Source organism: Roseateles sp. (genome assembly GCF_965229315.1).
Classification (GTDB): domain Bacteria; phylum Pseudomonadota; class Gammaproteobacteria; order Burkholderiales; family Burkholderiaceae_C; genus Pelomonas.
Map to the genome: position 1 here is coordinate 2,196,984 of NZ_CBDDJA010000002.1, position 22,246 is coordinate 2,219,229.

The following is a 22,246-nucleotide window of genomic DNA, read 5'->3' on the forward strand; positions in this document are numbered from 1 at the left end:
GCACGAGCTGCTGAAATGTAAGTTGATTGACCCAAATCAACGATTGGACATTTTGTCCTAGCAAGTACGGAGACAGACGGCGATGGCCAGCATGAGCAGTACCTTGAATCCCCCCGAAACCAGCCAGGGCCGACCCGGCGCGAGGACCGACGAAGAACTGGCCCCCGGTGACATCGCCGTCGGCGTGATCATCGGCCGGGCGTCCGAATACTTCGACTTTTTCGTGTTCGGCATCGCCTCGGTGCTGGTGTTCCCGCACATCTTCTTCCCATTTGCAGACGCTGTCACGGGCACGCTGTACGCCTTCCTGGTGTTCGCGCTGGCCTTCGTCGTGCGCCCGGTCGGCACGCTGATCGGCATGTCCATCCAGCGCCACTTCGGCCGCTCGGCCAAGCTGACTGTCGCCCTCTTCCTGCTGGGCTGCTCCACGGTCGGCATGGGGCTGCTGCCCAACTATGCGGATGCGGGCATCACCGCCATCGTGCTGCTGGCGCTGTGCCGCATCGGCCAAGGCCTGGCGCTGGGCGGCTCGTGGGACGGCCTGCCCTCGCTGCTGGCGCTGAACGCACCGCCGCACCGCCGCGGCTGGTACGCGATGCTGGGCCAGCTCGGCGCACCGCTGGGCTTCTTCGTCGCGTCAGGCGTGTTCCTGTACGTCTTCACCAGCCTGGACAGCAAGGACTTTCTCTCCTGGGGCTGGCGCTTCCCGTTCTTCACCGCCTTCGCGATCAACGTCGTGGCCCTGTTCGCGCGGCTGCGCCTGGTCGTCACGCACGAGTACGAGAAGCGCATGGAGGAGCATGAGCTGGACCCGGCCTACCTGCGCGAGCTGCTGCCGGCGCAAGGCCACCACATCGTCATCGGCGCCTTCACCGCGCTGGCCAGCTACGCCCTCTTCCACCTCGTGACGGTGTTCCCGCTGTCCTGGGTGGCGCTGTACGGCGAGAACGGCGGTGTGGCGGACTTCATGAAGATGGAGCTGCTCGGCGCTGCGTTCGCCGCGGCCGCGATGCCGATGTCGGGCCTGATCGCCGACAGCGTCGGCCGCCGCAGCTTCCTGGGCACGCTGGCCGTGGCCATCGGCATCTTCGCGCTGTTCACGCCGCTGATGCTGGGCGGCGGCAAGCCGGGCCTCGCGGCCTTCATCCTGATCGGCTTCGTGCTGCTGGGGCTGTCCTACGGCCAGTCGGCGGGCTCGGTGACGTCCAACTTCCTGCCGCACTTCCGCTACACCGGCGCGGCGTTGTCGGCCGACATGGCCTGGCTGCTGGGCGCCGCGTTCGCGCCGGTGGTGGCGCTGTTCCTGTCGTCGCGCTTCGGCCTGGTGTCGGTGAGCCTGTACCTGCTGTCCGGCGTGGTCTGCACGCTGCTGGCGCTGCGGGTGAACAAGCGGCTGCAGTCGGCCGCGGTGGTGCAGGACTGACCGGCCCCACCCCATGCAAAAGGCGGGCCCGAGGCCCGCCTTTTTCGTTCAGCGCCGGGTTCAGCCCAGCGTCTTGCGCGCGTTCTGGAACATGCGCAGCCACGGGCTGTGCAATGAGCGGTCGCCCGAGGTCCAGCTCATCTGCACGTTGCGGAACACGCGCTCCGGGTGCGGCATCAACGCCGTGAAGCGGCCATCCGGCGTCGTCACCGAGGTCAGGCCGCCGGGGCTGCCGTTGGGGTTGAACGGGTAGGCCTCGGTCGGCTGGCCGTGGTGGTCCACGAAACGCATGGCAGGGATGACCTTGGCCGCATCGCCCTGGCGCGCGAAGTTGGCAAACCCCTCGCCGTGCGCGACCGCGATGGGCAGCCGGCTGCCCGCCATGCCCTTGAAAAACACGCTGGGTGAATCGAGCACCTCGACCAGCGACAACCGCGCCTCGAACTGCTCGCTCTGGTTGCGCGTGAAGCGTGGCCAGGCGTCGGCGCCCGGAATGATGGGCGCCAGCGCCGCCAGCATCTGGCAGCCGTTGCAGACACCCAGCGCCAGCGTGTCCGGCCGTGCAAAGAAGGCGCGGAACTGTCCGGCCAGCACGGGGTTGAACATGATGCTGCGCGCCCAGCCTTCACCCGCCCCCAGCGTGTCGCCATAGCTGAAGCCGCCGCAGGCGACAAACGCCGCAAAGCCGTCCAGCTTGACCGCGCCGGACTGCAGGTCGCTCATATGCACGTCGAAGCTGTCGAAGCCGCCCAGCGCCATCGCGTAGGCCATCTCGATGTGCGAGTTGACGCCCTGCTCACGCAGGATGGCCACCTTGGGTTTCGCGCCGGTAGCGACGAAGGGTGCCTCGGGTGCGAAGGTGAGGTGCACATGCAGCCCCGGGTCGTTGGCCTGGCCAGCCGCCGCATGCTCGGCGTCGGCACAGGCCGGGTTGTCGCGCAACTGGGCGATGCGCCATGACACCTCGTCCCAGGCCTGCTGCAGTGCCGTCAGGTCGACGCCGAACACCTTCTTCGCATCGCGCCAGACCTCGACCTGGCGCGTCTTGTTCGGCTTGGCGACAACGTGCGAGTGCCTGGACAGGCCGTGCGCGCGCAGCACCTGCATCACGGCGTCGCGGTCCGCGGCGCGCACCTGGATCAGCGCGCCAAGCTCTTCGTTGAACAGCGCCTTCAGCGTCAATTCCTCGCGACGGGCGCCGACTTGCGACGCCCAGTTCTTGGAATCGCCCATGTCAGCGCGACTGTCGCTGATGCCGTCGCCTTCGGTGACCAGCAGGTCCACGTTCAGGCTCAGGCCGGTCTGGCCGGCAAAGGCCATCTCGCAGGCCGCTGCCCACAGGCCGCCGTCCGACCGGTCGTGGTAGGCCAGCAGCCGGCCAGCGGCGCGCAGTTCGTTGATGGCGTTGACCAGCGAGACCAGCAGCTGCGGGTCATCCAGGTCCGGTACATCGCTGCCGAACTGGTTCAGTGTCTGCGCCAGGATGGAGCCCGCCATGCGGTGTCGGCCCCGACCGAGGTCGATGAGGATCAGCGCCGAGTCTTCGCGCTGCCATTCGGGCGTCAGCGTGCCGCGCACGTCGGCGATGCTGGCGAAGGCGGTGACGATCAGCGACACCGGCGCGGTGACCTGGTTGGCGTCCCACTTGGTCCGCATCGACAAGGAGTCCTTGCCGACCGGGACGGAGATGCCCAGCGCCGGACACAGCTCCATGCCGACGGCCTTGACGGTGTCGAACAGCGCCGCGTCTTCGCCCGGCTCGCCGCAGGCGGCCATCCAGTTGGCGCTGAGCTTCACGCGCGGCAGCTCGATGGGCGCGGCCAGCAGGTTGGTGATGGCCTCGGCCACGGCCATGCGGCCCGAGGCCGGGGCGTTCACGGACGCCAGCGGCGTGCGCTCGCCCATGCTCATGGCCTCGCCGGCAAAGCCGTTGAAGTCGGCCAGCGTGACGGCGCAGTCGGCCACCGGCACCTGCCAGGGGCCGACCATCTGGTCGCGGTGGTTCAGTCCGCCCACGGTGCGGTCGCCGATGGTGACGAGGAAGCGCTTGGCTGCAACGGTCGGGTGGCGCAGCACGTCGAAGGCGGCCTGCTCCAGCTTGACGCCCGACAGGTCCAGCGCGCCGCCGTCGCGCGCCACGCGGGTCACGTCACGCTGCATCTTGGGCGGCTTGCCAAGCAGCACGTCCATCGGCATGTCGATGGGGTGGTCGCTGGTGTGGCCGATAACTTCGGTGTCGCCGTCCACCAGCTTCAGGTCGCGCTCCTCGGTGACGACGCCGACGACCGCGAACGGGCAGCGCTCACGCGCGCACATCGCGGCGAAGCGCTCCAGGCTCTCGGGCGCGATGGCCAGCACGTAGCGCTCCTGGCTCTCGTTGCACCAGATTTCCTTGGGCGCCAGGCCGGACTCTTCCAGCGGCACCTTGCGCAGGTCGAAGCGCGCACCGCGGCCGGCGTCGTTGACCAGTTCGGGGAAGGCATTCGAGATGCCGCCCGCACCCACGTCGTGGATGGCCAGCACCGGGTTCTCCTGCCCCAGCCCCCAGCAGTGGTTGATGACCTCCTGCGCGCGCCGCTCGATCTCTGGATTGCCGCGCTGCACCGAGTCGAAGTCCAGGTCCGCCGTGTTCGTGCCCGCCGCCATCGAGCTGGCCGCGCTGCCGCCCATGCCGATGCGCATGCCCGGGCCGCCCAGCTGGATCAGCAGGCTGCCCGCGGGGAACTCGATCTTCTGGGTCAGGTCGGACCGGATCTGCCCCAAGCCGCCCGCGATCATGATGGGCTTGTGATAGCCGCGGCGCACGCCGTCCACGGTCTGCTCGAAGACGCGGAAATAGCCGGCCAGGTTGGGCCGCCCGAACTCGTTGTTGAACGCCGCGCCGCCCAGCGGGCCTTCGATCATGATCTGCAGCGCCGACGCGATGTGCGCGGGCTTGCCCACCGGATCGCGCTCCCAAGGCTCGGCCAGGCCCGGCAAATGCAGGTTGGAGACCGAGAAGCCCGTCAGGCCAGCCTTGGGCTTCGATCCCCGCCCCGTCGCACCTTCGTCACGAATTTCGCCGCCCGCACCGGTGGACGCGCCCGGGAACGGCGAGATGGCCGTCGGGTGGTTGTGCGTCTCCACCTTCATCAGCACCTGCGCCTGCTCGGCGCGGGCCGTGTAGGCAGAACCTGGCGCGTCGGCCGCCATCCAGCGCTGGATGGCATGGCCTTCCATCACCGCGGCGTTGTCCGAGTACGCGATGACCGTGTGCTGCGGGTTCAGCTTCTCGGTGTTGCGGATCATGCCGAACAGGGACAGCGGCTGCGCCTGGCCATCCACCGTGAAGCTCGCGTTGAAGATCTTGTGCCGGCAGTGCTCGCTGTTGGCCTGCGCGAACATCATCAGCTCGACATCGCTGGGGTTGCGACCGAGCTTCTTGAAATTGGCGTCGAGGTAGTCGATCTCGTCGGCAGACAGCGCCAGGCCGAACTGGACGTTGGCCTTCTCCAGCGCGGCGCGGCCGGCGCCCAGCACGTCGACATGCGCCAGCGGCTCGGCCGTGCGCTCGTCGAACAGGTGGGCCGTGTCGTCGCGGCTGAAGCAGACCGACTCGGTCATGCGGTCGTGCAGCAGTTCGGCGCAGGCCTGCAATTCCGCCTCACTCAGGTGTTTGGTGCCGCCAAGCAGGCCGGACTTCAGTACGACGCGGTACTCGACGACGCGCTCGACACGCTTGAGCGACAGGCCGCAGTTGCGCGCAATGTCGGTCGCCTTGGACGCCCATGGGCTGACGGTGCCGAAGCGCGGCGCGACGACGACCAGGTCGCCCGTCGCGGCCGTGTCTGCCGGTTCGCCGTAGGTCAGCAAGGCCTCGAAGCGCTCACGCGCGGCGCCGGCCATCGCCTCGTCGGTCCAGACCCAGTGCACCGCCCGGGCGCTGACACCGCTGATGCGCTCGTTGACCTGTTGCAGCCGCGCCAGCAAGGCCTGGGCGCGGAACGTGGACAAGGCGTTGCCGCCCTCGAAACATTGCAGGTGCAGGGTGCGGGTCATGGGCGTCGGGAGGCTGTTGCCGCAGGCCTGCGGCAAGGGAAAACCAGCATTCTAGGAGGGCAATGCGGCCCTCCCGACTTTGACCATTCAGGAAGTTTTCAGGCGCCGGACTTCATGCGCTCGACCACCTCGCGCACCTCGCCCAGCAGCGCCGGCACGTCGATGGTGGTCGGCTCGCGCTCGCGCAGCACCTGGCGGCCGCCCACCCAGACGTTGCTGACCTGCTCTCGACCCGCCACGTAGACCAGCTGCGCGGCGGCGTTGTAGACCGGCTGGCACTCGACGCTGTCCAGCGACACGGCCACGCAGTCGGCCAGCTTACCCACTTCCAGCGAGCCCAGGTCGTCGGCGCGGCCCATGGCCTTGGCGGCGCGCAGGGTCGCCATCTCCAGCGCCGTGCGTGCCGAGGCCACGGTCGGGTCGCCGGTGATGCCCTTGGCCAGCAGCGCAGCCGAGCGGATCTCGCCGAACATGTCCAGCCGGTTGTTGGACGCCGCGCCGTCGGTGCCAAGGATGGTGTTGACGCCGGCCGCTTCCAGCGCCTTGAGCGGCATCACGCCGGAGGCGAGCTTGAGGTTGGAGTTGGGGTTGTGCACCAGGTGCACGCCCTTGGCCGCCATCAGCTCGATCTCGGCATCGCTGAGGTGCACCATGTGCACGGCGATCATGCGCTCGTTGAACAGGCCCAGCTTGTCCAGCCGCGCGATCGGTCGCACGCCGTGCGCCTTGAGGCCGTCCTCGACCTCGCCGGACGTCTCGTGGATGTGGCAGTGCATCTGGATGTCGAGCTTCTCGGCCAGGTCGCGCAGCTTGACGAAGGTCTCGTCGGACACGGTGTACGGCGCGTGCGGCGCGCTGGTCCAGTCGAGCAGCTTCTCGCCCTTGTACTGCTCGTAGGCCGCGATGCCCTTGGCGATGTAGTCGTCCGGGCCGGACGCATAGCCCGTCGGGAAGTCGATGACGTTCATCGACACGGCGGCGCGCACGCCCGAGTCCACGGCGGCACGGGCCATCGCGGTCGGGAAGAAGTACATGTCGTTGATGTAGGTCGTGCCGCTGCGCAGGCCTTCGGCGGCGGCGAGCCTGGAGCCCAGGTAGGTCCAGGCCTCGCTGACCCATTTCTTCTCCAGCGGCCAGATGTGGTTCTGCAGCCAGTCCATCAGCGGCACATCGTCGGCGACGCCGCGCAGCAGCGTCATGGCCGAATGCGCGTGGCCGTTGATGAGGCCGGGGATGAGGACTTGCTCGGGCAGCTCGACGCGCTCGGCTTGCGGGTACTGCGCCAGCAGCGTCTCGCGCGGGCCGATGGCGGCGATGCGCTCGCCGTCGATCAGCAGGGCGTGGTGTTCCAGCGTGTCTTCGCCGGGCTTCATCGTCAGCAGCCAGCGGGGCAGCAGCAGGGTCTGGGTCATCTCTTGTTCTCCGTACAGATCAGGTTCTGAGCAGTTGCTCGACTTCATCGCGGCGCGGCATCGCGTCCTGCACGCCGGGGCGCGACACGGCCAGCGACGCCGCGGCCTGCGCAAACGCCAATGCCTGCTCGACGGGCTGGCCCTCGGCCAGCGCCGTGACGAGGGCGCCGACCAGCGTGTCGCCCGCACCCACCGTGTCCACGGCCGTCACGGGCCGCGCCGGCACGCGGCGGCAGCCCTGGTCGTCGACCCAGCACAGGCCGTCTGCGCCCAGCGAGATCAGCACGGCCGACGGCCCCTTGGCGCGCAGCGCACGGGCCAGCACCTCGTGGGAGACCTCTTCGTGTGGCTGACCGACGGCCTGCAGCACGAGGGCGCGGGCTTCGAGTTCGTTGACGACCAGCAGGTCCACCAGCGGCAGCAGCGTCTCGCCGCCAGCGCGAAACGGGGCCGCATTCAGCACCGTCCGCACGCCGGCCGCGCGGGCACGCTCGAAGGCGCGCGCGATGCTCTCCAGCGGCAGCTCCTGCTGCGCGACCAGCCAGCGCAGGCCGGTCATGTCCAGCGCCTCCACCTGCGCCAGCGGCAGCGTGCCGTTGGAGCCGGCGACGGTGACGATCTGGTTCTCGGCATCGGCCGCGCCGACGACGATCAAGGCGACGCCGGGCACCTCGTCGGCGGGCTGGGCGATGGCACGCGTGTCCACCCCCTCACCGGCCAGTTGCCGCACCATCGCCGCGCCGTCCTCCCGCAGGCCCACGCGCGCGGCCAGCGCCACGCGGGCGCCCAGGCGGGCTGCCGCGACGGCCTGGTTGGCACCCTTGCCGCCCAGGCACGAGCCGAACCGTTGGCCGCGCAGTGTCTCGCCGGGCAGCGGCAGGCGCGGCGCATGCACGATGAGGTCACGGTTGACGCTGCCGAGGACGAGGATCTCAGGGGCGGTGGTCATGGACAGTGGCCGTCTCCAAATGAAAGAACCCCTCGGGGGGCCGAGGGGTTCGCGGTGAGGTGCGTGGCGCCCTCACGCATCAGCGCTGGCCGATGGGCTTGACGTCGCGCGGCGTGGCGCCGACGAAGAGCTGGCGCGGGCGGCCGATCTTGTACTCGGGGTCGCTGATCATCTCATTGAGCTGGGCGATCCAGCCGACCGTGCGGGCCAGCGCGAAGATGGCCGTGAACAGCGGCACCGGGATGCCGATGGCGCGCTGCACGATGCCCGAGTAGAAGTCGACGTTCGGGTAGAGCTTGCGGGCGACGAAGTACTCGTCCTCAAGCGCGATCTTTTCCAGCTTCATCGCCAGCTCGAACAGCGGGTCGTTCTGCAGGCCCAGCTCGTTCAGCACTTCGTGGCAGGTCTCGCGCATCAGCTTGGCGCGCGGGTCGTAGTTCTTGTAGACGCGGTGGCCGAAGCCCATCAGCTTGACGCCGGAGTTCTTGTCCTTGACCTTGCTGACGAACTCGCCGATGCGGGCCACGCCGCCCTGCTTCTGGATGTCGCCCAGCATGTTCAGCGCCGCCTCGTTGGCGCCGCCGTGCGCGGGGCCCCACAGACAGGCCACGCCCGCCGCGATGGCCGCGAACGGGTTGGTACCCGACGAGCCGCACAGGCGCACCGTCGAGGTCGACGCGTTCTGCTCGTGGTCGGCGTGCAGCGTGAAGATGCGGTCCATCGCGCGCACCAGCACGTCGTTGGGCTTGTACTCCTCGCAAGGCGTGGCGAACATCATGCGCATGAAGTTGCCGGCGTAGCTGAGGTCGTTCTTCGGGTAGATGTAGGGCTGGCCGATGGTGTACTTGTAGGCCATGGCCACGAGCGTGGGCATCTTGGCGATCAGGCGGATCGCCGCGATCTCGCGGTGCTCGGGGTTATTGATGTCGGTGCTGTCGTGATAGAAGGCCGACATCGCACCCACCAGGCCCGTCATGACGGCCATCGGGTGGGCGTCACGGCGGAAGCCGCGCAGGAAGAACTGCATCTGCTCGTTCACCATCGTGTGATGGGTGACCTTGTCCTCGAACTCGGCCTTCTGGCTTTCGTTCGGCAACTCTCCGTACAGCAGCAGGTAGCAGGTCTCGAGGTAGTCGCAGTTCACCGCGAGCTGGTCGATGGGGTAGCCGCGGTACAGCAGCTCGCCCTTGTCGCCGTCGATGTAGGTGATGGTGGAGTTGCACGACGCCGTCGACAGGAAGCCGGGGTCGTAGGTGAACTTGCCGGTCTGACCGTAGAGCTTGCGGATGTCGATGACATCCGGGCCGATCGTGCCCTTGTACAGGGGCAGGTCCATCGAGGGGCTGCCGTCAGAGAACGACAGGGTGGCTTTCACGTCGGACGGGGTCATGGTTCAGTCCTTAAAGTTTTTCAAAAGCATCAGGTGCGCAGGTCGGCGAGAACCTCGCGCACGGCAGCGGTGTCGATTTCACCACTGGGTTCCTTGCGGCGCAGTAACAGGTCGAGAAGGTCGTTGTCGGCCAGGTCCATCAGCATCGTCAGGCCCTCGGCTTGCGTCACGCTGATGCCCGACGCGGCCGTGCGCGTAAAGAATCGTTCGATGAAGAGGTCGTTCTCCAGCAGGCCCCTGCGGCAACGCCAGCGCAGCTTGGACAGCGCGCGTTCGTCGATCAGGGCCGTGGCGATCTCGGTCATCGTCGTCAGGCTCAGACCGCGCGGCGGACCATCAGTTCCTTGATCTTGCCGATGGCCTTCGTGGGGTTCAGGCCCTTGGGGCAGACGTCCACGCAGTTCATGATGGTGTGGCAACGGAACAGGCGGTACGGGTCTTCCAGGTTGTCCAGGCGCTCGGCCGTGGCTTCGTCGCGGCTGTCGGCGATGAAGCGGTAGGCCTGCAGCAGGCCGGCCGGGCCGACGAACTTATCCGGGTTCCACCAGAAGCTCGGGCAGCTCGTGGAGCAGCTCGCGCACAGGATGCACTCGTACAGGCCGTTGAGCTCGTCGCGCTCCTCGGGCGACTGCAGCCGCTCGGTCTCGGGCGGGATGTTGTCGTTGACGAGATAGGGCTTGATCGAGTGGTACTGCTTGAAGAACTGCGTCATGTCGACGATGAGGTCGCGCACGACGGGCAGGCCCGGCAGGGGCTTGAGCACGATGGTGCCCGGCAGCGTGCGCATGTTCGTCAGGCACGCCAGGCCGTTCTTGCCGTTGATGTTCATCGCGTCCGAACCGCACACGCCTTCGCGGCAGGAGCGCCGGAACGACAGGCTGGGGTCGACCGCCTTGAGCTTGTTCAGGGCGTCCAGCAGCATGCGCTCGGTGCCGTCCAGCTCGACCTCAAGGGTCTGCATGTAGGGCTTGGCATCCTTGTCCGGGTCGTAGCGGTAAATCTGGAAGGTGCGCTTCATAGATCAGTTCCTAGTCAGTTGGGGACAGAGCGACTCGCTTCGCGAGGGCGGTCTGTCCCGCAAGGTCATCAGAATGTGCGGACCTTCGGAGGAATCGAGTCCACGGTCAGCGGCTTGAGGTTGACCGGCTTGTAGTCCAGCCGGTTGCCCTCGGAGTACCACAGCGTGTGCTTCATCCACTGCTCGTCGTTGCGGCCGTTGGGGTGGGCCGGTGTGTCGCCGTAGTCGTTCACGGTGTGGGCGCCGCGGCTCTCGGTGCGGGCCGCTGCCGACACGATGGTGGCCTGCGCCGCCTCGATCAGGTTCTCAACTTCCAGCGCCTCGATGCGCGCCGTGTTGAAGACCTTGGACTTGTCCTTCAGCGTGATGTTCTTGACCCGCTCGGCAATCGCGGCGATCTGGGTCACGCCTTCGTTCAGCATGGCCTGGGTGCGGAACACGCCGGCATGCTGCTGCATCGCGGCGCGCAGGTCGTTGGCCACGTCCTGGGCGTACTCGCCGCTGGTGCTGTTGTCCAGGCGCGCCAGGCGCGCCAGCGAGCGGTCCGCCGCGTCGGCGGGCAGCGCCTTGTGCGCCTGCTTGCCCAGGTCGGCCGCCACCAGGTGGTTGCCGGCCGCGCGGCCGAACACCAGCAGGTCCAGCAGCGAGTTGGTGCCCAGGCGGTTGGCGCCGTGCACGCTGACGCAGGCGCATTCGCCCACGGCGTACAGGCCCTTGACGATCTCGTTGGGCTTGCCATCCTTGGGCACCACCACCTGGCCGTGGATGTTGGTGGGGATGCCACCCATCTGGTAGTGGATGGTCGGCACCACGGGAATCGGTTCCTTCGTGATGTCGACGTTGGCGAAGTTGTGGCCGATCTCCAGCACCGAGGGCAGGCGCTTGGCGATGGTGTCCGCACCCAGGTGGGTCATGTCGAGGTTGATGTAGTCCTTGTTCGGACCGCAGCCGCGACCTTCCTTGATCTCCTGGTCCATGCAGCGCGACACGAAGTCGCGCGGTGCCAGGTCCTTCAGCGTGGGCGCATAGCGCTCCATGAAGCGCTCGCCATCGGCGTTGCGCAGGATGGCGCCTTCGCCACGGCAGCCTTCGGTCAGCAGCACGCCGGCGTTGTGCACGCCGGTCGGGTGGAACTGCCAGAACTCCATGTCTTCCAGCGGGATGCCGGCGCGCGCCGCCATGCCCAGGCCGTCGCCGGTGTTGATGAAGGCATTGGTGGAGGCCGCGAAGATGCGCCCGGCGCCGCCGGTGGCCAGCAGCACCGTCTTGCCCTGCAGGATGTGAACCTCGCCGGTCTCCATCTCCAACGCCGTCACGCCGACCACGTCGCCCTCGGCATCACGGATCAGGTCCAGCGCCATCCATTCGACGAAGAACTGCGTGCGTGCCTTGACGTTCTGCTGGTACAGCGTGTGCAGCATCGCGTGGCCGGTGCGGTCGGCCGCGGCGCAGGCGCGCTGCACGGGCTTCTCGCCGTAGTTGGCGGTGTGGCCGCCGAAGGGGCGCTGGTAGATGGTGCCATCGGCATTGCGGTCGAACGGCATGCCGAAATGCTCAAGCTCGTAGACGACCTTGGGCGCCTCGCGGCACATGAACTCGATGGCGTCCTGGTCGCCCAGCCAGTCCGAACCCTTGACGGTGTCGAAGAAGTGGTAGTGCCAGTTGTCCTCGCTCATGTTGCCCAGCGACGCACCGATGCCGCCCTGGGCGGCGACGGTGTGCGAGCGGGTCGGGAAGACCTTGGACAGCACGGCCACGTTCAGGCCGGCCAGCGCCAGCTGCAGCGAAGCGCGCATGCCGGAGCCACCAGCCCCGACGATGACCACGTCGAACTTGCGGGTCGAAATCTTTGCCGTCGTCATCACAGTCTCCACAGCACCTGGATCGCCCAGCCGGCACAGCCAAGCAACCACACGATCGAAAACACTTGCAGGGCCAGTCGCAGGCCGACCGGCTTCACGTAGTCCATCCAGATGTCACGCACGCCGACCCAGGCGTGATACGCCAGCGCCAGGATGGTCACGAAGGTCAGGACCTTCATCCACTGCTGGGAGAAGATCGCCGCCCAGCGGTCGTAACCCAGTTCACCGGGCATCAGCACCTGCACGAGCAGGACCACGGTGAACAAGGCCATCAGCACGGCCGTGATGCGCTGCGCGAGCCAGTCGCGCAGGCCGTAATGCGCGCCCACGACGATGCGCTTGGAGCCGAAAGTGCTCATTCTTGTTGTCCCTCGGTTGGGGTTCAGCGGGGTTTCAGTAGAGGCCGAACAGCTTCGCGCCCAGCGCCAGCGTCAGCAGCGTGCTGAGGACCAGCGTGACGAGGGCCGAGCTGTGGCCCTGCGCCTTGCTGACGCTGTGCGTCGCGTCCATCCACAGGTGGCGCACGCCGGCGATGAAGTGGAACAGGTAGCCCCAGATCAGCCCCAGCGTCACGAGCTTCACGAACCAGCCCGGAATGCCCGCCACGCCCGCCACGAACACGTTGGTGAACGCGCCGAAGGTGATTTCCGAGCTGAGGCTGTTGTCCAGCATCCAGACCACGAAGGGCAGCAGCAGGAACATCAGCAGACCGCTGATGCGATGCAGGATGGAGACGATGCCGGCTGGCGGAAGGCGGTAGCTGACGATCTGGGTGACGTGGATGTTGCGGTATTGCGGTCTTGCCTTGGCGCTGTCCGTCATGATCGAGCCTGGGTAATCAATGTGAAACCGAAAGATTCTAGGGCCAAGCGTTAACCCGGGTGGCCGACTTGCTGCACTGCGCCATCGTCAGCTTCAGTTCAAGTCATTGCGGTAGTGATCCGCTTCGGTGCGGTACAGACCCCGGCGCAATTCGACCGGCCGGTCGCCATAGGTGTAGGCCACGCGCTCCACACTGAGCAGCGGCACGCCGGCCGGTACGTGCAGCAGTGCGGCCGCATCGGCACTGGCCGCAACGGCGCGCAGCTTTTCCTCGGCCTTCACCATGTGCACGCCGAACCGGGCTTCGAAGAGCGCGTACAGCGTGCCCGGATAGGCGTCGATCACCTCACCCGTCAGCCCTTCGAAATGGCGTTCCGGCAGCCACAGGTCGTCCAGCACCACCGCCTGACCGCGGCGCAACAGCAGCCGCCGGACCTCGACGACGGGCGCCGAGGTGCGCAATTGCAGCGCCCGCGCCGTCTCCGCGTTGGCACGCGCGCGGCGGCAATGCACCAGCTCGCGGGTGAAACCGGCCGTTCCGTCATCCGCCACCAGCCGCAGGAAGCGGTAGGCGTCACGCGGCGCCGTGTGCGTCGCGACGAACGTGCCACGCCCCTGGCGGCGTTCCACCACGTGCTCGGCCGTCAATTCGTCCAGCGCGCGCCGCACGGTGCCCGGACTGGCCCGGAAGCGCTCGGCCAGCGACGCTTCGCTGGGCAGCGCGTCGCCGGGCCGCCACTCGCCGGCCGCGAGTGCGGCAACGATCAACTGCCGGATCTGGGCATACAGCGGCGCGGACGGCCTGGGCTTGATTGGGGGCATGGGCGCATTGCAGCACAGGGTATGCCCGTACACTGCTGCGCCTTCAGGCGAAGCGCGCGGCGCCGCCTCGACATGAGCTTCATCAACTGTCCTCGGAGATCTCCATGAGCAAGACACCCGTTCGCGTCGCCGTCACCGGCGCAGCTGGCCAGATCGGCTACGCCCTGCTGTTCCGCATCGCCTCCGGCGAGATGCTGGGCAAGGACCAGCCCGTCATCCTGCAACTGCTGGAAATCCCCGACGAGAAGGCCCAGAACGCGCTGAAGGGCGTGATCATGGAACTCGAGGACTGCGCCTTCCCGCTGCTGGCCGGCATCGAGGCCCACAGCGACCCGATGACCGCCTTCAAGGACACCGACTACGCGCTGCTCGTCGGCTCGCGTCCGCGTGGCCCCGGCATGGAACGCGCCGAGCTGCTGTCGATCAACGGCGCCATCTTCACGACGCAGGGCAAGGCGCTCAACGCCGTGGCCTCGCGCAACGTCAAGGTGCTGGTGGTGGGCAACCCGGCCAACACCAACGCCTACATCGCGATGAAGTCGGCGCCCGACCTGCCGGCCAAGAACTTCACCGCCATGCTGCGCCTGGACCACAACCGCGCCGCGTCGCAACTGGCCGCCAAGACGGGCAAGCCCGTGGCCTCCATCGAGAAGCTGGCCGTGTGGGGCAACCATTCGCCGACGATGTACGCCGACTACCGCAACGCCACCATCGCCGGCCAGTCGGTGAAGGCGCTGATCAACGACGAGCAGTGGAACCGTGAAGTGTTCCTGCCCACCGTCGGCAAGCGCGGCGCCGCCATCATTGCCGCCCGCGGCCTGTCGTCGGCGGCCTCGGCGGCGAACGCCGCCATCGACCACATGCGCGACTGGGCCCTGGGCACCAACGGCAAGTGGGTCACGATGGGCATCCCGTCGGGCGGCGAATACGGCATTCCCAAGGAAGTCATGTTCGGCTACCCCGTCACCTGTGAAGGCGGCGAGTACAAGATCGTCGAGGGCATCGCCATCGACGAGTTCTCGCAGGAGTGCATCAACAAGACGCTGAAGGAACTGACGGACGAGCAGGACGGCGTCAAGCACCTGCTGTAAACCCGCCACCCCGGAGCGCGCGTGAAGGACTGGAACCCGGACCTCTACCGCCGCTTCGAGGACGAGCGCACCCGCCCTGCGCGCGACCTGCTGGCGCGGGTGCCGCTCACATCCCCGCGGCGGATCGTCGACCTCGGGTGCGGCCCGGGCAACTCGACCGAGCTGCTGGTCGAGCGCTTCCCCGACGCCGCGGTCCTCGGCATCGACAACTCCGCCGCCATGCTGGACAGCGCCCGCGAGCGCCTGCCCGGCTGCCGCTTCGAGCGGGCCGACATCGGCGACTGGGCGCCCGACGGCGCCTTCGACCTGATCTACGCGAACGCGTCGCTGCAATGGGTGGGCGACCATGAGCGCCTGCTGCCGCGCCTGCTGGGCCACCTGGCCCCGGGCGGCGTGCTGGCCGTGCAGATGCCGGACAACCGCGACGAGCCCACGCACCGCGCGATGCGCGAGCTGGCGGCACAGTTGCCCTACGCCGCGCTGATCGGCGACGCGAGCCGGCTGCGCACCGACCTGCTGGGGCTGCACGGCTACTACGACCTGCTCGCGCCGCTCGGCGAACTGGACCTCTGGCGCACCGCCTACCAGCACCCGATGGCATCGCCCGCCCGCATCGTCGAGTGGGTGCGCGGCACCGGCCTCAAGCCCTTCGTCGACCCGCTGCCCGAGGCCGAGCGCGCGCAGTTCCTGGTGGCCTACGAGCAGCGCATCGCCGACAGTTACCCGCCGCGCGCGGATGGCCAGTTGCTGCTGGCGTTCCCGCGCCTCTTTTTCGTCGCACGCCGTCCATGATTCCTGACGCCCCCGTCCATCCTCGCGACGCCCTGTTCGAGGACAGCACGACCGCCCCGCGCCTGCTGCCCGTTGTCGACCACTACTGCGGCGTCGAGGCGCGCATGCGCAAGAGCCTGGCGCTGCAGGCCGAACTGGGCCCGGTGTTCGACATCACGCTGGACGCCGAGGACGGCGCACCCGTGGGCGGCGAGGCCGAGCACGCGCTGCTGATCGCGGAGCTGGCGACCAGCGCCGCCAACCGCTTCGGCCGCGTCGGCGCGCGCGTGCACCCCTGGGGCCACGCTGCGTTCGACGCCGACGTGGACACGCTCGTCGGCCGCGCCGGCGCACACCTGGCCTACCTGATGCTTCCCAAGCCAGAGAGCGCCGACGACGTGGACCGCGCCGTCGCCGCCATCGACGCGGCCTGCGCCCGCCACGGCGCGCCCAAGCTGCCGCTGCAGGTGCTCATCGAGACGCACGGCGCCTTGCGCGACGTGTTCCGCATTGCCGCGCACCCGCGCATCGAATCGCTGTCGTTCGGGCTGATGGACTTCGTCTCCGCGCACGGCGGCGCGATCCCGAAGACGGCGATGGAGCTGCCGGGGCAGTTCGAGCATCCGCTGGTCGTGCGCGCCAAGCTGGAGATCGCCGCGGCGGCGCACGCGTTCGGCAAGGTGCCTTCGCACTGCGTCGTGACCGAGTTCCGCGACCGCGAGCGGCTGACGTCGGCCGCCACGCGCGCTGCGCGCGAGTTCGGCTACACGCGCATGTGGAGCATCCATCCGGACCAGATCCGCCCCATCGTCGAGGCCTTCGCGCCGGCCGCCGACGAGATCGCCGAAGCCGCCGAACTGCTGCTGGCGGCGCAACGCCAGCAGTGGGCGCCGGTCTCGTTCCGTGACCGATTGCACGACCGTGCCAGCTACCGCTATTTCTGGACCGTGCTGGAGCGTGCCGAGCGCACCGGCCGCGCGCTGCCGGCCGAGGCGCGCCGGGCGTTTTTCCCAGCAGCCATCGGGTAAAGCACGGGCCTGAGCACCCACGACCACCCCCGAAAATCGCTCACATCTACTCACCGCGGCCCTGCCGCTTCGCGGCCATCATGCGCGGCCGTTTTTCCACCCCTCCCCCTTTTCCCCTCCCCCTCAGATGCTGTTTCCCCCGCTCCGCAGCAGCGCCGCTGCCCTGATCCTCTGCGCCGCCCTGCCCGCCCTGGCCCAGAACGCACCGGCCAAGCCCAATGCCAAGCCGGCCACCAAGGCTGCCGCGGCCAAGCCAGCCAAGGCCGCCCCCGCCAAGAAGGCGCCGCCGCCGCCCGAACCCGTGCTGGCCGATGCCGACGAAGCGCAGCTCGCCGCCGCCGAGCGCGCCTACCTCGGCGACTACGTCTGCGAGTTCAAGGAAACCGTGCACATCGAGAAGCACCCCAAGACGGCGGGCTACATCGACATCCGCTGGCAGAAGTACCGCTTCACGATGAAGCCGGTGCTGTCGTCCACCGGCGCGCTGCGCCTGGAGGATGTGACGGGCCGCACGCTGATGATCCAGATCGCCAACAAGTCCATGCTGCTGGACACCAAGATCGGGCAGCGCATCCTGGACGACTGCGTCCACCCGGAGCAGGCCCGGCTGATGGTCGAGGCGCGCGCCGCCGCGGCGTCCGACCCCGAGGCCGCCAAGGCCAACTCCATTGGCATCACGCCGGGCAAATGACACGCCAGCGGCACGGTTCACGGCTTGAAACCACCCACGCCGGTATGTAAAATGAATGCATACTTTCTGATGCATACCTGAGTGGCTGCACCCCGCGGCGGCTCAGCTGCTGGAGGCGCCATGGAAGCCACTGTTGCCGAACGCGGGCAGATCACGCTGCCCAAAGCCGTCAGGGACGCCCTCGGCCTGACCAAGGGCACCACCCTCAAGGTCGAGCTGGACGGTGGCCGCATCATCCTGCGCAAGGATGTCGGCGACGCGCTGTCCAAGATGCGCGGCCGCATCAAGCTGCCGGCCGGCACGACCACCGACGACGTGATGCGCGAGCTGCGTGGCCGGGCGCCCGGCGATCCCTACCCCGCGCCGGACGACCACGAGTGATCGCTGTCGACACCTCCATCCTCGTCGACTACATCGGCGACGGCCCATCCGCAGACGAGGCCGAGCAATTGCTGCGCAGCGCGCTGTCCAATGGCCCGGTGGTGGCCTGCGAGGTGGTCGTCAGCGAGGTGGTGGCGGGCCTGGGCCACAGCGATATCGTGCTGGAAACGCTCGAAGCCATCGGCATCGGCTTCTCGCCGCTCGAACTGCGCTCGGCGCTGCGCGCCGGCGAGATGCAGCGCCGCTACCGCCAACGCCTGCCGGCGGCATCCAAGCCGCAGGACACCAAACGCACCGTCCCCGACTTCCTCATCGGCGCGCATGCCCTGCTGCAATGCCAGGGCCTGATCACCCGCGACGCCGGTTTCTTCCGCGACTACTTCAAGGGCTTGCGCGTCATCGCGCCCAAGTCCTGACTTCTTCCGCCCCCCCGTTTCAGGAGTTTTCTCATGCTCACCGCCTATCGCCAACACGTCGCCGAACGCGCCGCCCTCGGCATCCCGCCCCTGGCCCTGGATGCCAGGCAGGTCGCCGACCTGATCGAGCTGATCAAGTCCCCACCCGCCGGTGAAGACACCTTCCTGCTGGACCTGCTGACCCACCGCGTGCCCCCGGGCGTGGACGACGCGGCCAAGGTCAAGGCGTCCTTCCTGGCCGCCGTCGCCCACGGCGACCTGAAGGTCGGGCTGATCTCCAAGGCCAAGGCGACCGAGCTGCTGGGCACCATGGTGGGCGGCTACAACGTGCACCCGCTGATCGAGCTGCTGGACGACGCCGAGGTGGCCGAAGTCGCTGCCGCAGGCCTGAAGAAGACGCTGCTGATGTTCGACTACTTCAACGACGTGGCCGACAAGGCCAAGGCGGGCAACGCATACGCCAAGGCCGTCATGCAGAGCTGGGCCGACGCCGAGTGGTTCACGTCGCGCCCCGAGGTCGAGAAGAAGATCACCGTCACCGTCTTCAAGGTGCCTGGCGAGACCAACACCGACGACCTGTCGCCCGCGCCTGACGCGTGGAGCCGTCCGGACATCCCGCTGCACTACCTGGCGATGCTGAAGAACACCCGCGGTGACTTTGGAGCTCCAGGCGGTGCCGCCTTCAAGCCCGAGGAAGACGGCAAGCGCGGTCCGATGCAGTTCATCGAGGACCTGAAGAAGAAGGGCCACCTGGTCGCCTACGTGGGCGACGTGGTGGGCACCGGCTCCTCGCGCAAGTCCGCGACCAACAGCGTCATCTGGGCCACCGGCCAGGACATCCCCTTCGTGCCGAACAAGCGCTTCGGCGGCGTCACGCTGGGCGGCAAGATCGCGCCGATCTTCTTCAACACGCAGGAAGACTCGGGCTCGCTGCCCATCGAGGTGGACGTGTCCAGGCTGGAGATGGGCGACGTCATCGACGTGCTGCCGTACGAAGGCAAGCTGGTGAAGGGCACCGAGACCGTCGCCGAGTTCAAGCTCAAGAGCGATGTGCTGTTCGACGAAGTACGCGCTGGCGGCCGCATCAACCTGATCATTGGCCGCTCGCTGACCGCCAAGGCGCGCGAGTTCCTGGGCCTGCCCGCCTCCACGCTGTTCCGCCTGCCTTCCGCGCCCGCCGAAACCAAGGCCGGCTTCACGCTGGCGCAGAAGATGGTCGGCCGCGCCGTGGGCCTTCCGGAAGGCCAAGGCGTGCGCCCGGGCACCTACTGCGAACCCAAGATGACGACCGTCGGCTCGCAGGACACCACCGGCCCCATGACCCGCGACGAGCTGAAAGACCTGGCCTGCCTGGGCTTCTCGGCCGACCTGGTCATGCAGTCCTTCTGCCACACGGCGGCCTATCCCAAGCCCGTGGACGTGAAGACCCACCGCGAGCTCCCCGCCTTCATCAGCAACCGGGGTGGTGTGTCGCTGCGCCCGGGCGACGGCGTCATCCACAGCTGGCTGAACCGCCTGCTGCTGCCCGACACGGTCGGCACCGGTGGCGATTCGCACACCCGGTTCCCGATCGGCATCTCGTTCCCGGCCGGCTCCGGCCTCGTCGCCTTCGGTGCCGCCACCGGCGTGATGCCGCTGGACATGCCCGAATCCGTGCTGGTGCGCTTCAAGGGCGAGATGCAGCCAGGCGTGACGCTGCGCGACCTCGTGCATGCCATCCCGCTGTACGCCATCAAGGCCGGCCTGCTGACCGTCGCCAAGGCCGGCAAGAAGAACGCCTTCTCGGGTCGCATCCTGGAAATCGAAGGCCTGCCGGACCTCAAGGTCGAGCAAGCCTTTGAACTCTCCGACGCCTCCGCCGAGCGCTCGGCCGCCGGCTGCACGATCAAGCTCAACCCCGAGCCGATCAAGGAGTACCTCACCAGCAACGTCGTGCTGATGAAGAACATGATCGCCGACGGCTACGCCGACGCGAAGACGCTGCAGCGCCGCATCGAGAAGGTCGAGGCTTGGCTGGCCAACCCCGAGCTGCTGGAAGCCGACAAAGACGCCGAGTACGCCCACGTCATCGAGATCGACCTGGCCGACATCAAGGAACCCATCCTGTGCTGCCCGAACGACCCGGACGACGCCAAGTTCCTGTCCGAAGTCGCCGGCACCCAGATCGATGAAGCCTTCATCGGCTCGTGCATGACCAACATCGGCCACTTCCGCGCCGCGGCTAAGCTGCTGGGCGGCCAGCGCGACATCCCGGTCAAGCTGTGGGTGGCCCCGCCCACCAAGATGGACCAGAGCGAGCTGATCAAGGAAGGCCACTACGCCGCCTTCGGCACGGCCGGCGCGCGCACCGAGATGCCGGGCTGCAGCCTGTGCATGGGCAACCAGGCCCAGGTGCGCGAAGGCGCGACCGTCGTGTCCACGTCGACCCGCAACTTCCCGAACCGCCTGGGCAAGAACACCAACGTGTTCCTGGCCTCGGCCGAACTGGCGGCGATCGCGTCCAAGCTGGGCCACATCCCGACGGTGCAGGAGTACCACGAGGCGATGGGCATCGTGAACAAGGACGGCGCGTCGATCTACAAGTACCTGAACTTCGACCAGATCGAGGAGTACGCCGAGACGGCCAAGGCCGTTGCCCCGGCCTGCTGAGCCTGACCCGGCGTCAACGCCGCAAGCCCGCCGTGCGCCAAGCCGGCGGGCTTTTTCGTGGCCCAATGACAAAGCGGCCCGACGGGCCGCTTGACTGAGGAGGGCGGGCCGCTCAGGCCTTGATGTCGAGCAGCGCGCCCGTCGTGTTGATCTGCGTCTGCAGCACCTTCAGGTTGGCGACGAAGGCATAGGCCGCCGACTGCTGCTCCACGACCTCATTGGCCGGGTTGATCTCGCGCTGCGGCACCTTGTCCACGTTGGTCGGCTCCGCCCTGGGGCGGGCCTGGTTGGTGGCGGCCAGGTTGGCGATGTTGGACGCGGACGCCCGCAACCGCTCGTTGGCAGACGAGATGCCGGACAGGGCGGTGGACAGCGGGACGTTCATCGGAGTTTCAGCTTTCAGGCGCGCTGGCCGTTACATCGGCCGGGCTGAAGCGAACTTTAGAACAATTGGCGAGAAAACCCGCTTTTCCCCGGATCGCCGCGCCGCCGGGCGTGACATCGGTCCGTCAGCCGGCCAGTTCCTCGTACCCGCCGGTGGACACGAACACCCGCACGCTGTCGCCGCCCGCCGCCTTGGCCTCGGTGCAGGCCAGCGCGCCGGCGCCCAGCACGGCGTCCACGGTGGCCAGCGAGGGCTGGATCTGCACGACGCCCACCGACGCCTTCACGCGCGTGCGGTGCATGCCCCAGCGCAGCCGGTAGGCGGCGATGGCCGAGCGGATCTTCTCGGCAATGATCTGGGCGTAGTGCTGGTCGCAGTCGGGCAGCAGGATGGCGAAGTGGTCGTCCTCCAGCCTGGCCACGAGGTCGGACGCCCGCACCTTGCTGATCAGCATCTGGCCCAGGCCGTACAGGAAATGGTCGCCCACCTCGGCCCCCATGGCCTTGACGACGTCACTGAACTTGTCCACGTCCACCCACAGCGCCGAGACCGGCTCGCTGCGGCGGCTGCCCACGTGCTCGGCGAGCCGGCGCTCGAACTCGCGGCGGTTGGCCAGTTCGGTCACGGCGTCATGCTTGGCCGTCCACGTCGGCTGCAGCCGCAGCGCGCGGGCGGCGCTCACGTCCTCGACGATCCACAGCACCTCGCTGGCCGGGTCGTCCCATTGCAGCGGCGAGGCCTGCAGCCGGCCCCAGAAGCGGTGGCCGTCGCGCTTCACGTACTCGATCTCTTCGTCCAGCGGCTGGCCTGCGGCGAAGGCGGCGGTGGCACGCTCGCGCAGCGCGGCATGGGCCACATCGGTGGTGTGCACCGCACGCGTGTTCTGGCCCGTCAGGTCGCTCTCGTCACCAAAGCCGAACAAGTGGTTGAACTCCTCGCTGACGACCTCGAAGCGCTCGCCCGACACGAACGCCACGGCCGTCGGCGCGCGCACCAGCAAGGCCTTCAGGCGGGCGGTGTTGAAGTCGTCGGCTATTGACGGGGCGTGGACGTTGCTCATGGGAATCTCCTGGTCGGTCTTCCGACGCCGACTATCGC

General features: G+C 68.0%; 20 protein-coding genes. 8 read left to right on the forward strand and 12 right to left on the reverse strand.

Translation table 11 applies throughout. From position 1 onward, the window contains the following. Positions 1-91: 91 nt before the first annotated feature. Positions 92-1,423, forward strand: a complete 1,332-nt coding sequence (locus tag ACO07H_RS15000; protein ID WP_422015495.1) for an MFS transporter — start codon at positions 92-94, stop codon at positions 1,421-1,423. A gap of 60 nt (positions 1,424-1,483) precedes the next feature. Here ACO07H_RS15000 and purL read toward each other — a convergent pair whose 3' ends face one another. The 10 genes from purL to ACO07H_RS15050 form a co-directional block, all read right to left on the reverse strand. After that, on the reverse strand, positions 1,484-5,461 hold the full coding sequence (gene purL, locus ACO07H_RS15005; RefSeq protein ID WP_422015497.1) for a phosphoribosylformylglycinamidine synthase: 3,978 nt from the start codon (positions 5,459-5,461) through the stop codon (positions 1,484-1,486). A gap of 98 nt (positions 5,462-5,559) precedes the next feature. After that, complete coding sequence (locus ACO07H_RS15010) at positions 5,560-6,873, reverse strand: TRZ/ATZ family hydrolase (protein ID WP_422015499.1); 1,314 nt, start codon at positions 6,871-6,873, stop codon at positions 5,560-5,562. A 19-nt stretch (positions 6,874-6,892) separates the two neighbouring features. Continuing rightward, a complete protein-coding gene (locus ACO07H_RS15015; protein WP_422015501.1) occupies positions 6,893-7,822 on the reverse strand; it encodes a ribokinase in 930 nt (309 codons plus the stop codon). Between the two features lie 79 nt (positions 7,823-7,901). After that, a complete protein-coding gene (gltA, locus tag ACO07H_RS15020; protein WP_422015503.1) occupies positions 7,902-9,212 on the reverse strand; it encodes a citrate synthase in 1,311 nt (436 codons plus the stop codon). A gap of 29 nt (positions 9,213-9,241) precedes the next feature. Continuing rightward, on the reverse strand, positions 9,242-9,517 hold the full coding sequence (locus ACO07H_RS15025) for a succinate dehydrogenase assembly factor 2 (RefSeq protein ID WP_422015505.1): 276 nt from the start codon (positions 9,515-9,517) through the stop codon (positions 9,242-9,244). An 11-nt stretch (positions 9,518-9,528) separates the two neighbouring features. Next, entirely contained in the window at positions 9,529-10,230 is a 702-nt protein-coding gene (locus ACO07H_RS15030; RefSeq protein ID WP_422015507.1) for a succinate dehydrogenase iron-sulfur subunit, read from the reverse strand. 68 nt (positions 10,231-10,298) lie between these two features. Next, the gene (gene sdhA, locus ACO07H_RS15035; protein WP_422015509.1) at positions 10,299-12,092 is read right to left on the reverse strand and encodes a succinate dehydrogenase flavoprotein subunit; all 1,794 of its coding nucleotides are present in this window, start codon (positions 12,090-12,092) and stop codon (positions 10,299-10,301) included. Beyond that, positions 12,092-12,451, reverse strand: a complete 360-nt coding sequence (gene sdhD / locus ACO07H_RS15040) for a succinate dehydrogenase, hydrophobic membrane anchor protein (protein WP_422015511.1) — start codon at positions 12,449-12,451, stop codon at positions 12,092-12,094. Before sdhD ends, sdhA begins: the two co-directional genes overlap by 1 nt. Before the next feature lie 34 nt (positions 12,452-12,485). Next, a complete protein-coding gene (sdhC, locus tag ACO07H_RS15045) occupies positions 12,486-12,914 on the reverse strand; it encodes a succinate dehydrogenase, cytochrome b556 subunit (RefSeq protein ID WP_422015513.1) in 429 nt (142 codons plus the stop codon). A 93-nt stretch (positions 12,915-13,007) separates the two neighbouring features. Continuing rightward, a complete protein-coding gene (locus ACO07H_RS15050; protein ID WP_422015515.1) occupies positions 13,008-13,736 on the reverse strand; it encodes a GntR family transcriptional regulator in 729 nt (242 codons plus the stop codon). 104 nt (positions 13,737-13,840) lie between these two features. Here ACO07H_RS15050 and ACO07H_RS15055 point away from each other — a divergent pair, with 104 nt between their 5' ends. The 7 genes from ACO07H_RS15055 to acnB all read left to right on the forward strand — a co-directional run bounded on the left by ACO07H_RS15055 (position 13,841) and on the right by acnB (position 20,763). Further along, positions 13,841-14,827: a malate dehydrogenase gene (locus ACO07H_RS15055; RefSeq protein ID WP_422015517.1), complete on the forward strand. Its 987-nt coding sequence runs from the start codon at positions 13,841-13,843 to the stop codon at positions 14,825-14,827. Positions 14,828-14,848: 21 nt separating this feature from the next. Next, positions 14,849-15,619 carry a trans-aconitate 2-methyltransferase gene (tam, locus tag ACO07H_RS15060; protein ID WP_422015519.1) on the forward strand — a complete coding sequence of 257 codons (771 nt, stop codon included), beginning with the start codon at positions 14,849-14,851 and terminating at the stop codon, positions 15,617-15,619. Further along, positions 15,616-16,626, forward strand: a complete 1,011-nt coding sequence (locus ACO07H_RS15065; protein ID WP_422015522.1) for an HpcH/HpaI aldolase/citrate lyase family protein — start codon at positions 15,616-15,618, stop codon at positions 16,624-16,626. The genes tam and ACO07H_RS15065 overlap by 4 nt, the downstream gene beginning before the upstream one ends. Before the next feature lie 127 nt (positions 16,627-16,753). After that, positions 16,754-17,317, forward strand: a complete 564-nt coding sequence (locus tag ACO07H_RS15070) for a hypothetical protein (RefSeq protein WP_422015524.1) — start codon at positions 16,754-16,756, stop codon at positions 17,315-17,317. A gap of 120 nt (positions 17,318-17,437) precedes the next feature. Continuing rightward, a complete protein-coding gene (locus tag ACO07H_RS15075) occupies positions 17,438-17,698 on the forward strand; it encodes an AbrB/MazE/SpoVT family DNA-binding domain-containing protein (RefSeq protein ID WP_422015526.1) in 261 nt (86 codons plus the stop codon). Then, a complete protein-coding gene (locus ACO07H_RS15080) occupies positions 17,695-18,114 on the forward strand; it encodes a type II toxin-antitoxin system VapC family toxin (protein WP_422015528.1) in 420 nt (139 codons plus the stop codon). Before ACO07H_RS15075 ends, ACO07H_RS15080 begins: the two co-directional genes overlap by 4 nt. A gap of 33 nt (positions 18,115-18,147) precedes the next feature. Further along, positions 18,148-20,763 carry a bifunctional aconitate hydratase 2/2-methylisocitrate dehydratase gene (gene acnB / locus ACO07H_RS15085; RefSeq protein WP_422015530.1) on the forward strand — a complete coding sequence of 872 codons (2,616 nt, stop codon included), beginning with the start codon at positions 18,148-18,150 and terminating at the stop codon, positions 20,761-20,763. A gap of 112 nt (positions 20,764-20,875) precedes the next feature. On the opposite strand, the gene ACO07H_RS15090 is transcribed toward acnB, so the two are convergent. Together ACO07H_RS15090 and ACO07H_RS15095 are read right to left on the reverse strand one after the other, a co-directional pair. After that, positions 20,876-21,148 carry a flagellar basal body rod protein gene (locus ACO07H_RS15090; protein ID WP_422015532.1) on the reverse strand — a complete coding sequence of 91 codons (273 nt, stop codon included), beginning with the start codon at positions 21,146-21,148 and terminating at the stop codon, positions 20,876-20,878. Positions 21,149-21,272: 124 nt separating this feature from the next. Beyond that, on the reverse strand, positions 21,273-22,208 hold the full coding sequence (locus ACO07H_RS15095) for a GGDEF domain-containing protein (protein ID WP_422015534.1): 936 nt from the start codon (positions 22,206-22,208) through the stop codon (positions 21,273-21,275). Positions 22,209-22,246: the final 38 nt, after the last annotated feature.

What these genes read in the sequence shown, in the direction of transcription:
- gltA (WP_422015503.1), bottom strand. Translation starts at nt 9,212, where the DNA reads ATGACCCCGTCCGACGTGAAAGCCACCCTGTCGTTCTCTGACGGCAGC.
- ACO07H_RS15000 (WP_422015495.1), top strand. Translation starts at nt 92, where the DNA reads ATGAGCAGTACCTTGAATCCCCCCGAAACCAGCCAGGGCCGACCCGGC.
- acnB (WP_422015530.1), top strand. Translation starts at nt 18,148, where the DNA reads ATGCTCACCGCCTATCGCCAACACGTCGCCGAACGCGCCGCCCTCGGC.
- ACO07H_RS15010 (WP_422015499.1), bottom strand. Translation starts at nt 6,873, where the DNA reads ATGACCCAGACCCTGCTGCTGCCCCGCTGGCTGCTGACGATGAAGCCC.
- ACO07H_RS15075 (WP_422015526.1), top strand. Translation starts at nt 17,438, where the DNA reads ATGGAAGCCACTGTTGCCGAACGCGGGCAGATCACGCTGCCCAAAGCC.
- ACO07H_RS15070 (WP_422015524.1), top strand. Translation starts at nt 16,754, where the DNA reads ATGCTGTTTCCCCCGCTCCGCAGCAGCGCCGCTGCCCTGATCCTCTGC.
- sdhD (WP_422015511.1), bottom strand. Translation starts at nt 12,451, where the DNA reads ATGAGCACTTTCGGCTCCAAGCGCATCGTCGTGGGCGCGCATTACGGC.
- ACO07H_RS15090 (WP_422015532.1), bottom strand. Translation starts at nt 21,148, where the DNA reads ATGAACGTCCCGCTGTCCACCGCCCTGTCCGGCATCTCGTCTGCCAAC.
- ACO07H_RS15095 (WP_422015534.1), bottom strand. Translation starts at nt 22,208, where the DNA reads ATGAGCAACGTCCACGCCCCGTCAATAGCCGACGACTTCAACACCGCC.
- ACO07H_RS15055 (WP_422015517.1), top strand. Translation starts at nt 13,841, where the DNA reads ATGAGCAAGACACCCGTTCGCGTCGCCGTCACCGGCGCAGCTGGCCAG.
- sdhC (WP_422015513.1), bottom strand. Translation starts at nt 12,914, where the DNA reads ATGACGGACAGCGCCAAGGCAAGACCGCAATACCGCAACATCCACGTC.
- ACO07H_RS15050 (WP_422015515.1), bottom strand. Translation starts at nt 13,736, where the DNA reads ATGCCCCCAATCAAGCCCAGGCCGTCCGCGCCGCTGTATGCCCAGATC.
- purL (WP_422015497.1), bottom strand. Translation starts at nt 5,461, where the DNA reads ATGACCCGCACCCTGCACCTGCAATGTTTCGAGGGCGGCAACGCCTTG.
- ACO07H_RS15065 (WP_422015522.1), top strand. Translation starts at nt 15,616, where the DNA reads ATGATTCCTGACGCCCCCGTCCATCCTCGCGACGCCCTGTTCGAGGAC.
- sdhA (WP_422015509.1), bottom strand. Translation starts at nt 12,092, where the DNA reads ATGACGACGGCAAAGATTTCGACCCGCAAGTTCGACGTGGTCATCGTC.
- ACO07H_RS15030 (WP_422015507.1), bottom strand. Translation starts at nt 10,230, where the DNA reads ATGAAGCGCACCTTCCAGATTTACCGCTACGACCCGGACAAGGATGCC.
- ACO07H_RS15015 (WP_422015501.1), bottom strand. Translation starts at nt 7,822, where the DNA reads ATGACCACCGCCCCTGAGATCCTCGTCCTCGGCAGCGTCAACCGTGAC.
- ACO07H_RS15025 (WP_422015505.1), bottom strand. Translation starts at nt 9,517, where the DNA reads ATGACCGAGATCGCCACGGCCCTGATCGACGAACGCGCGCTGTCCAAG.